At 59.5% G+C, this 5981-nt stretch carries 11 protein-coding genes; 6 read left to right on the top strand and 5 right to left on the bottom strand.

Annotated features, from left to right (window positions below):
• The coding region (locus H290_RS0127255; protein WP_020110034.1) for a zinc-binding dehydrogenase at positions 1-690 on the top strand (690 nt) is incomplete at its 5' end.
• Positions 691-739: 49 nt separating this feature from the next.
• Positions 740-1174 (top strand): pyridoxamine 5'-phosphate oxidase family protein, encoded by a 435-nt coding sequence (locus H290_RS0127250; RefSeq protein WP_020110033.1) that lies wholly within the window; start codon positions 740-742, stop codon positions 1172-1174.
• A gap of 33 nt (positions 1175-1207) precedes the next feature.
• On the opposite strand, the gene H290_RS0127245 is transcribed toward H290_RS0127250, so the two are convergent.
• The 3 genes from H290_RS0127245 to H290_RS0127235 all read right to left on the bottom strand — a co-directional run bounded on the left by H290_RS0127245 (position 1208) and on the right by H290_RS0127235 (position 2948).
• Positions 1208-1864, bottom strand: a complete 657-nt coding sequence (locus H290_RS0127245; protein WP_020110032.1) for a DUF305 domain-containing protein — start codon at positions 1862-1864, stop codon at positions 1208-1210.
• 50 nt (positions 1865-1914) lie between these two features.
• Positions 1915-2358, bottom strand: coding sequence for a DUF302 domain-containing protein (locus H290_RS0127240; RefSeq protein WP_020110031.1), 444 nt, complete (start codon positions 2356-2358; stop codon positions 1915-1917).
• A gap of 113 nt (positions 2359-2471) precedes the next feature.
• Positions 2472-2948, bottom strand: a complete 477-nt coding sequence (locus H290_RS0127235) for a DUF2231 domain-containing protein (RefSeq protein WP_020110030.1) — start codon at positions 2946-2948, stop codon at positions 2472-2474.
• Positions 2949-3062: 114 nt separating this feature from the next.
• Between H290_RS0127235 and H290_RS0127230 the strand changes: the two genes are divergently transcribed.
• The 3 genes from H290_RS0127230 to H290_RS31890 are packed head-to-tail and all read left to right on the top strand — an operon-like array spanning position 3063 to position 4525.
• Positions 3063-3587 carry a DinB family protein gene (locus H290_RS0127230; RefSeq protein WP_020110029.1) on the top strand — a complete coding sequence of 175 codons (525 nt, stop codon included), beginning with the start codon at positions 3063-3065 and terminating at the stop codon, positions 3585-3587.
• A gap of 9 nt (positions 3588-3596) precedes the next feature.
• The gene (locus H290_RS29975; RefSeq protein WP_231373851.1) at positions 3597-4259 is read left to right on the top strand and encodes an aldo/keto reductase; all 663 of its coding nucleotides are present in this window, start codon (positions 3597-3599) and stop codon (positions 4257-4259) included.
• The gene (locus H290_RS31890) at positions 4202-4525 is read left to right on the top strand and encodes an aldo/keto reductase (RefSeq protein ID WP_369758852.1); all 324 of its coding nucleotides are present in this window, start codon (positions 4202-4204) and stop codon (positions 4523-4525) included. The genes H290_RS29975 and H290_RS31890 overlap by 58 nt, the downstream gene beginning before the upstream one ends.
• A gap of 101 nt (positions 4526-4626) precedes the next feature.
• Here the strand turns inward: H290_RS31890 and H290_RS0127220 are convergent, their stop codons facing one another.
• Both H290_RS0127220 and H290_RS0127215 read right to left on the bottom strand, forming a co-directional pair.
• Entirely contained in the window at positions 4627-4866 is a 240-nt protein-coding gene (locus H290_RS0127220; RefSeq protein ID WP_020110027.1) for a helix-turn-helix transcriptional regulator, read from the bottom strand.
• Positions 4866-5372, bottom strand: coding sequence for a DUF2975 domain-containing protein (locus tag H290_RS0127215; RefSeq protein WP_020110026.1), 507 nt, complete (start codon positions 5370-5372; stop codon positions 4866-4868). Before H290_RS0127215 ends, H290_RS0127220 begins: the two co-directional genes overlap by 1 nt.
• A 195-nt stretch (positions 5373-5567) precedes the next feature.
• Here H290_RS0127215 and H290_RS0127210 point away from each other — a divergent pair.
• The coding region (locus H290_RS0127210; RefSeq protein WP_028463761.1) for an alcohol dehydrogenase catalytic domain-containing protein at positions 5568-5981 on the top strand (414 nt) is incomplete at its 3' end.

Below are 5981 nucleotides of genomic sequence, written 5' to 3'. Positions count from 1 at the left end.
AATGGCGGCTACTCGGTCAATGGATCGTTCGGTACTCACATGTTGGTCGATTCACGATATGCACCCATCATTCCTGAGAACGTCGACCTGTCGGCGGTCGGACCGATCCTGTGCGCCGGTGTCACGGTCTACAAAGGGTTGAAGGTGACCGACACCCAGCCAGGTCAGTGGGTGCTGATCTCGGGCATCGGAGGTTTGGGTCATATCGCGGTCCAGTATGCGGTTGCGATGGGCCGGCGGGTGGTGGCGATCGACGTCGATGACAGCAAACTCGAGTTGGCCGAGCAGCATGGTGCCGAGGTGACGGTCAATGCCGCAACGGTCGACAATCCTGCTGCAGAGATCATCGAGCGCACCGGTGGTGGTGTCCATGGAGCGCTGGTCACCGCGGTCAACGCTCATGCCTTTCCGCAGGCGGTGGCGAGTCTGCGGCGCGGGGGGACGGTATCGCTCGTCGGTTTGCCGCCTGAGGAGTTTCCTCTCGACATTTTCACCACCGTGCTGTTCGGTCTGACCATCCGGGGTTCGATTGTCGGTACTCGCAAAGACATGGCCGAGGCACTGGATTTTTACGTCCGCGGCCTGATCCATCCCACCTACACGGTGCGGACGTTGCCCGAAATCAATGACATTTTCACTGAGATGGGCAAGGGAGACATCAACGGGCGAGTCGTCCTCGACCTCACCTGAGTTGGCGTTCAATCGCGCTGGACGGGCGGAAAACAGAAAGGCACGAATCATGTCCACAATTGATACATCGGTCTCGGCAGATGTTGTCCAGAAGCTGTCCGAAGATGATTGCTGGGAATTGCTCCAGCGCGAGCAGCTCGGTCGGCTGGTCGTTTCCGTTGGCGAGCGCATCGACATCTTTCCGATCAATTACCTGGTGGACCAGCGCCGGATACTCTTCCGCACCGCCGAAGGCACCAAACTGGTCGAGTTGACCATCGTCGATCAGGTCGTGTTCGAAGTCGATCACGTCGACACCACTTCCGGATGGAGCGTAGTTGTCCACGGGACCGCGCACACACTGAGCACCTCTGCTGAGATCGCGGCGGCTGATGCACTCTCCCTGCGATCATGGGTACCGACAACCAAATTCAACGTCGTCGAGATCACACCCCACGAGATGACCGGCCGCTACGTGCAGTTCGGGGAGGAGCCGGAGCGCTGACCAGCGTGTGAGTGTTCGGCGTGTGAGTTCAGGTCAGGGCTGCAACATCGTTGTCATTGTGGCGATCTCGGCCTGCTGAGTGGTGATGATCGTCGCAGCCATGGCTTTGACTTCAGGGTTGAGACCGTGGGCGACTTCGCTATTGGCCATATCGATCGCACCTTGGTGGTGTTCGATCATCATCGTCAGCCATGCCTGATCAAAATCGGTTCCAGTCTTGGCGGCGAGGCTGTCCATATCCTGCTGCGACATCATTCCGTTCATAGAACCGCCGCCCTGGTCCATTCCGCCCAAATTTCCGGACTCGGTGTGGGGCGCGGGCATGCCCCATGCTGCGAGCCACTGCGCCATCTGTTCCATTTCTGGCGTTTGAGCGGACTTGATGGCGGCAGCCAAGGTGATGAGCTGCGAGTTGGTTGTCCGGCCTTCGACGAGATCGGACATCTCCACTGCTTGGGCATGGTGCGGATACATCATTTCGGCGAACATCACATCAGCGTGATTGAACTGCGACGAGACCCCCGCGGATGTGGAGGCTGCAGTGCTGTTCGACATTTGGCCCATGCCGTCCTGCATCTGGCCCATCTCGTAACCGCCGTCGTTGTCGCTGCACGCGGCAACCCAAAGCGCCCCTGCGGCGGCCACGGTGCAGGCCAATATCTTCATCTGCGGTGTCCGTGGATCGCTCATGGAGGTTCACCTCGAATGGTGTTGTACCAGTGGGTCGTTGAACAACGAAGTCAGCAGCTGTCAGAATGAGGGTTCTGATCAGTTCGCGCTGATGTGTTTCGGTCCAGGGCGGCGATGGCGGCTTTGAGTTTCTCGGTTGCATCTTGTGCGACAGGGGTGAGTCCGGCCTCGCCTGAGACGTCGACCATGAGGTCTGGGTTCATGGCTTCGACGATTGTGGACGAGTTGTCGTCGGGGTCGGTGCGGACGACGACGTTGCAGGGCAGCAGGAGCCCGATCTGGCGGTTGACCCCCAGTGCACGGTGGGCCAGGGGTGGGTTGCAGGCTCCAAGGATCAGGTAGTTCTCCATATCGACATCGAGTTTGGTCTTGAGGGTTTCTTTGACGTTGATCTCGGTGAGGATACCGAATCCCTGATCGGCCAGAGCTGTGCGCGTCTTGGCGACGGCTTCTTCGAACGGGAGGTTCAGAACGGTTGAAATAGCTAGTGACATAACAGTTTCCCCTTTACACTGATCGTTCCGGGTTGTTGTCGCGACAACTCCTTCGCGGGTTCTTGTGAGCATGCTCCTCAGATCGACGACATGCAATCAACGAGAGGTTTGATTCAGGTGCCTGCATGCCATACGGCCTGTGCACCACTCTCGCCGATCCGGTACACCATCACCATTGATCCCAGCGCGAAGATCAACAACACCAAGCCGGTGAGCACAGTTACCCCGGAACGGGCGCGAGCATCAAGCCCGTCGAGTCTCGACTCGGTCCACTTGTGGTGCAATGCCCACCAAATAGCAGCGAACACAAACAACGGCGCTGCCCATATGAGTGCTTGATCCCCTAGTTCGGCGTGGTTTTCAACCAGGGCATTGGGCGGAACCTTTTGCTCGAGGCTCTCGCCCGCGCTCGTGGTCAGTGGGACGAGGACGAGCGCAACAAGGGCCAGTATGGGTGTTATGACACCCAATTTTCGTCGGGCGGTGGGCCACACCACGCTGAGCACCGCGCATATCGCTGCCAGCGGCAGGAGAACGACCACGAAGTGCACCAGTAGCGGGTGAAGCGGAAGGCCGTTGATGGAGGTCATGCCGCACACGTTAGGGCGGGGGTGCTGAAGTAACGCTGAGTGAGTGCGCAGACTGTCCGCAGGACAGATGAATCCGAGGATCTAAACTTGTCCAGCAGATGTACGGAGGAGACGATGACAAGCGCCCTGGATCCCGGTCGGCCGTTCACCGGCAGCGAGCGAGAGTTGCTGGAGAACACCCTCGATCTCAACCGGGCCGGCATCGTGGCAGCCGTCGCGGGCCTCACCGACACAGAAGCGCGCGAGAAACTGGTCCCATCACTGACCACACCGATCTCGATTATCAAGCATTGTGCGGCGGCAGAACGCATCTGGTTCCAACGAACCCTCGCGGGCATCAGCGTCGACGACATCGATGGCTTCGCCGCCACTGGTGGAGACGCCAGCTTCCACGTCGCCGATGACGAGACCCTCGACGGCGTGATCGCCGAATACAAAGCGGCCTGCGACCGGTCGCGGCAATGTGCGGCCCGCTACAGCCTTGACGACACGGCTCAGCACCGCATCGCCGGGACGGTGAGCCTGCGATTCATTTACGTGAACATGATCGCTGAGGTCGCGCGACATGCCGGGCACGCCGACATCCTCGCAGAGCAGCTCCGCGCGCAGCGTCCCGTCACCAATTTCGGTCCGGAATAAGGTGACACGATGAAGAGCTACGACCTACCCCAGACATCCCTTCATGCCTCGAGCATCATCTTGGGGTTGATGCGCATCCTCAAACTCGAAGACGAAGAGATCCGCCGGCTGGTCGAATCGGCCTTCGACGTCGGCGTGACCATGTTCGATCACGCGGATGTTTATGGTGGCGGGCACAATTGCGAACGCCGCTTCGGTGACGCCATGGCGTCGAGCTCGATCAAACGCGAGGACGTGATCATCCAGACGAAGGTCGGCCTCGTGGGCGGGATCTACTACGACCTCTCCACCGACCACATCCTGCAGGCGGTCGATGAATCACTGACTGCGTTGCGGACCGACTATCTTGATTCGCTGGTGCTGCACCGGCCGGACGCACTGGTCGAACCAGAGGAGGTCGCGGCCGCATTCGATGTCCTCGAGTCGGCGGGCAAGGTTCGGAACTTCGGTGTATCCAACTGCAACCCCGGCCAGATTGCCCTCCTGAAAACCGCTGTCAAGCAACCGATTGTGTTCAATCAGGTACAGCTCAGCATCACCCATGCGCCGATCATCGCTGCCGGTCTGACCGTCAACATGGCGAATCTCGAGCAGTCGAATGACGCGACAATGGCCTGCTGGACTACTCACGCACTGCGGGTATCACCCTGCAGGCGTGGTCGCCATTCCTGAAGGGTTACCTCAACGGGGTCTTCCTCGGCGATCGCGAGGCTTATCCCGATCTCAACGACCTGATCGACGAGCTGGCTGACGAGTACGGCGTCACACCGATCGGAATCGCCACGGCCTGGATCACCCGCCATCCCGCGAACATCCAGGTCGTTCTCGGCACCACCAATCCGGGCCGCGTCGCCGAAGCCGCTGCGGGGTCGGACATCGTGCTGAGCCGTGAACACTGGTACCGCCTCTTCAAGGCGGCTGGGCACACATTGCCCTGACGCCTGGGGATGTCGTAGCCGCGGCCTTCAAACGAGCCAGCTGTACGAAGACGAGCCGCATACACGCGTACACGTGGCTCGTCTTCGTATTTCTGGCTCGTTTACGAGGTTGCGACCGCCGCAGGCTCGTGAACGCGGTCGGGTTCCCAGCGCAACAGATCGCCCGGCTGACATTCGAGCACCTCGCAAAGGGCGATGAGGGTTGTGAACCGGATGGCTTTGGCACGTCCGTTTTTGAGCACGGCCAGGTTCGCCGGCGTGATGCCAATCCGTTCTGCGAGAACGCCAACCGGCATTTTGCGTCTGGCGAGCATGACGTCGATGTCGACGATGATCGGCATCAGATCACCTCGTCGAGTTCGGACTGGAGGTGCTTGGCCTCGGAGTCGAGAGCCACCGCTTGGGCCAGAAGTGCTCGCAATACGTAGACGACCAGGGCAACCCCACCGATGACCAGTGACAGGCCGCAGATGAGGCCGACGATTCCGGGCGCCACCTCGTCACCGGGCGTGCTGAGATTGGCGAACCGTGCCACAACCGCGACGGAAAACATCAAGACCGCCCCAGTAGCTATCGCGCCGATGACACCGTCGACGTAGCGGAAGGACGCGTCGGAGAAGACCGTTCCTCGGCGAATCAGCGTCAGCAATCTCCAGATACACACTGCGATCACCTGCAAGCACGCCACGCCCAGCACCCCTATCACCGTGAGTGACACCCGAACACCTGGAGGGGCATCGTCCATGTCGATCCACAGCAGCGGCATCATCACCACTTGTACGACAAGCGATCCGACGAGTGCGATTGCGATCACCACGCGCAGCCCCAGTACAGCCCACTTGCCCATTTGCCACTCCTCACGTTGCTCGACCCAGCGTGGTCGAGAGACGATATAAATATATCGTTAAACGATAGATTTGGGAAGTCGCCGGCCATCGCAAAATGCACACAGAATTCACTTAATTCATAGCGTGGTCGTCACCCGTTGAGCCAGGATGGACATTCAAACATCGAAAAATGGAGTGCCGAAGCGATGAACAGCATGAATGCCGCGGTCGTACACAGCTTCACCGATGACCTTGTTGTCGAAGAGTTGCCTATTCCGGCTCCGGGTCCCTTCGAGGCTTTGGTCAAGGTTCAGTTCTCGGGGGTTTGTCACACCGATTTGCATGCCGCGCATGGTGACTGGCCGGTCAAACCAACTCTGCCGTTTGTACCCGGTCATGAGGGTGTGGGCACGGTGGTTGCGATCGGCGATCAGGTGACCCGCCTCGCGGTGGGCGACACGGTGGGTAACGCGTGGCTGTGGAGTGCCTGTGGTGAGTGTGAATACTGCCAGACTGGTTGGGAGACATTGTGTCCCGACCAAGTCAATGGCGGCTACTCGGTCAATGGATCGTTCGGTACTCACATGTTGGTCGATTCACGATATGCACCCATCATTCCTGAGAACGTC

The organism is Nocardia sp. 348MFTsu5.1, from assembly GCF_000383535.1.
GTDB lineage: Bacteria > Actinomycetota > Actinomycetes > Mycobacteriales > Mycobacteriaceae > Williamsia > Williamsia faeni.
This window is presented reverse-complemented; position numbering and strand designations above follow the sequence as displayed.

Bases quoted from the DNA above. Each gene is read 5' to 3' on its own strand.
- H290_RS0127220 (WP_020110027.1), bottom strand. From the start codon at position 4,866: ATGCCGATCATCGTCGACATCGACGTCATGCTCGCCAGACGCAAAATG.
- H290_RS29975 (WP_231373851.1), top strand. From the start codon at position 3,597: ATGAAGAGCTACGACCTACCCCAGACATCCCTTCATGCCTCGAGCATC.
- H290_RS0127235 (WP_020110030.1), bottom strand. From the start codon at position 2,948: ATGACCTCCATCAACGGCCTTCCGCTTCACCCGCTACTGGTGCACTTC.
- H290_RS0127245 (WP_020110032.1), bottom strand. From the start codon at position 1,864: ATGAGCGATCCACGGACACCGCAGATGAAGATATTGGCCTGCACCGTG.
- H290_RS0127240 (WP_020110031.1), bottom strand. From the start codon at position 2,358: ATGTCACTAGCTATTTCAACCGTTCTGAACCTCCCGTTCGAAGAAGCC.
- H290_RS0127250 (WP_020110033.1), top strand. From the start codon at position 740: ATGTCCACAATTGATACATCGGTCTCGGCAGATGTTGTCCAGAAGCTG.
- H290_RS0127230 (WP_020110029.1), top strand. From the start codon at position 3,063: ATGACAAGCGCCCTGGATCCCGGTCGGCCGTTCACCGGCAGCGAGCGA.
- H290_RS0127215 (WP_020110026.1), bottom strand. From the start codon at position 5,372: ATGGGCAAGTGGGCTGTACTGGGGCTGCGCGTGGTGATCGCAATCGCA.